General features: G+C 51.3%; 2 protein-coding genes. Both read left to right on the top strand.

All coding sequences use genetic code 11. The features are described from left to right. Positions 1 to 1,110: 1,110 nt before the first annotated feature. The gene (locus GF617_RS26755) at positions 1,111 to 1,347 is read left to right on the top strand and encodes a hypothetical protein (protein WP_016230891.1); all 237 of its coding nucleotides are present in this window, start codon (positions 1,111 to 1,113) and stop codon (positions 1,345 to 1,347) included. Between the two features lie 304 nt (positions 1,348 to 1,651). Then, positions 1,652 to 1,882: a hypothetical protein gene (locus GF617_RS26750; protein ID WP_203452772.1), complete on the top strand. Its 231-nt coding sequence runs from the start codon at positions 1,652 to 1,654 to the stop codon at positions 1,880 to 1,882. The last annotated feature ends 75 nt before the right edge of the window (positions 1,883 to 1,957 follow it).

Below are 1,957 nucleotides of genomic sequence, written 5' to 3'. Positions count from 1 at the left end.
ATACCGTCGCTGACATCGTGCAACGACACAGAGCTAACGCTTAGGGTGTCATTTCGCCCTCAGCCGGAACCGACCCCCTTTATGAAAAAGAGTCGGCTGAAAGCGAAGCCCGATCTGCGCGAATGGCTTCACAGGGAGTGATCGGTTTCTTTGGCACAACAATGTATGCAGCTATCCATAATCAGGCTACTGACATCACTTCCCAAATCCTGCGGGAGGCCATGAAAAGGCAATAGGCTGCCTAATGCCCCCGTGGTGGGTATATAAAATCACGGGGAGCGTAGCGACCTTCGTCAAGCTCTTTCCTTGTGTGTCTCACCCTGCAAAAGGTTTGATTTTGTGGGCTCAGTGTTCGACGTTCGTAATCACACTGTTCCGCTTGCTGCTGCCTCAGATGCTCTTTTATCAGGTGCCAGTTATCGTACTGCGAGACGGGGTAGAGCCTAACTCTTTCGCGGTTAAGTTACGTATCCACCAATTGCCTGTTTATCCTGCCGGAGTCCGGGGCGTAGACCTGAGCGTCTGAGGTGCAGATGTGGATTTAATGTCGTTGAATGGTATTAAGCTGGTAGTGACAAGGCTAGCCAGCCCTGCTAGGATTTGATTTCTGACGTCTATTCCTGGCAGGCATCTGCGAAGAATTAGAGTACCGAAGCCCTGTGATTCTGTCACGGGGCTTTTGTACATTTAGCGCCCGAGAATCAAAAACATCCCTTCAAAACTTCAGGAACGCCCGCCGCAGTCTCACGGCAGGAGCGTAGCGACCGAGTGAGCGAGGAGGCGTCATTTCATCATTACCTGCATTCTGCACTTACGCCCTGCAGCCGCATTTTCCCCTTGCCACATACACGAAGCACCTCCCTGAATTCCCACTCCGATTTACCATATTAAGCCAGTATACACTCCGCTAGCGCTACGTGACTGGTTCAGGGCTGCGCCCCGAAACCCGCTAAATCCACTGACGCGCCTGCGGCTTGTCCAACGCCTCACGGCACCGGATTAAAATCCGCTCCCGTTCACCGTTTCTGACTGCCTTTCACCGTCGCTTACGCTTCATCGTTCCTACTGTGTCTGGCAGACTGCTGGGACTATTCTCATACGGAGATAAACATGACGAGACTTACAAACCTGACCCCCGCTGAGAAAAAGTTTATCGACGACGCTATAGCCGCTGCCGAACGTGCGGCCGGGAAGAAGCTCAATCAGCCTAACCGGCACATCGTTCTGAACAGAGCGCGTGCGCAGATTGAGTCGCAGCGTTACGCCGACCGCCAGCGTGCATTACGTGAGGATGAGCGGCAGCAGTCCGATTTTGCCTGGTCACGTCCGCGCGCGCCGCGCCGCTGATTGCGGATTTTGGCGGTTTAGTGGTGCTGACGCTGCGAAATCACCTGCGATTCACCCGCGTGCATAACGATTCATGCGCTCAAAAATCACCAGAGCGTTTCTGAACGTTTTTCAGGAGGTCATACGTGTTCTTTTGCGTATTAGGGCGGAGAAACGCCCTGAGAGCCTCTGAGGCGGTGCGGGCAACAGATGTTATGGTAAATCGGGCTTGTTTTTTATAGGTTTGAGCCATATCTAATGATCACGCGTGATGGTCTTTAGTGCATCGCCGACGACCCTGAAATACTAATTAACAGAGGTTCCCATGAGTTACGTGCACGTAATTGTAAGTATGAAGAAGTCTCCATCTAAAGCGAAAGAAAAAACAAAGCACTACATGCAACTTGATTGCACAAAAGACGAAGCGCTGGAAGATATCTTGGTTCCTTACGCAAGTAATTCCAACCGAATTCTAGTTGAAGGTGCTTTTATCTCTGCTGCTGACATTGAAAAAATCGCGGTTTTTGAAAGTTCAGATGACAGTAAAACCCTTTAGGGGTCGGTTCCGGCTGAGGGCGAAATGACACCCTAAGCTTTCGGTTCCTTGGGCCAAAGATATTCGCCAGTCAGT

The organism is Lelliottia sp. RWM.1, from assembly GCF_016859735.1.
In the GTDB taxonomy this organism is placed as follows: domain Bacteria; phylum Pseudomonadota; class Gammaproteobacteria; order Enterobacterales; family Enterobacteriaceae; genus Enterobacter.
The sequence above is the reverse complement of the archived record's forward strand: the minus strand, read 5'-3'. Positions and strand labels throughout refer to the sequence as shown.